Annotated in this window: 1 protein-coding gene; it reads left to right on the top strand. The window is 39.8% G+C overall.

Translation table 11 applies throughout. The features are described from left to right. Positions 1-122: 122 nt before the first annotated feature. The coding region (locus C3B52_RS35730; protein WP_201264993.1) for a YdhK family protein at positions 123-664 on the top strand (542 nt) is incomplete at its 3' end.

The following is a 664-nucleotide window of genomic DNA, read 5'->3' as shown; positions in this document are numbered from 1 at the left end:
ATGAATAATGAATACATTTTTTACAGAGAGGGTAAACCAATTATAATATCACTGTTAAGGATACACTTTTAATGCCTCTGTTCTAATCAGGGCAAATATTCATGTCATGAAGGGAGTTAATTATGTTAAAGAAGAAATTTAGACCAATGGCTGTAATATTAATATTCATGTCCCTTTTATTAGTTTTGGGGGCCTGCGGCAACGCTAATAATAATGAGCCCGAAAGCCCAGAGAATGCGGGGGAAATGGATCATGGTAACATGGAACACACCGGTTCTGGAGAAGTGCCTAAAGGTTTAAAAGAAGCAAAGAATCCAACCTATGGAGTTGGAACTCAAGCGATTATTGAATCAGACCACATGGCAGGTATGAAAGGTGCGACAGCGAAGATTGTGGGAGCATATGATACGACGGTGTACACTATTTCTTATACACCAACGAATGGTGGAGAAGTAGTGAAGAATCACAAATGGGTCATCCATGAAGAATTACAAAATGCAGGCGAGGCGCCATTAAAACCAGGAACTGAAGTGGTTGTAAATGCAGATCATATGGAGGGAATGAAAGGAGCAACGGCTGAAATTGATTCGGCTGAGAAAACGACTGTATATATGGTTGATTTCACTCCTACTACCGGTGGAGAAGAAGTTAAAAATCATCAATG

The sequence above is a fragment of the Brevibacillus reuszeri genome (genome assembly GCF_002897295.1).
Classification (GTDB): Bacteria; Bacillota; Bacilli; order Brevibacillales; family Brevibacillaceae; genus Brevibacillus; species Brevibacillus reuszeri_A.
This window is presented reverse-complemented; position numbering and strand designations above follow the sequence as displayed.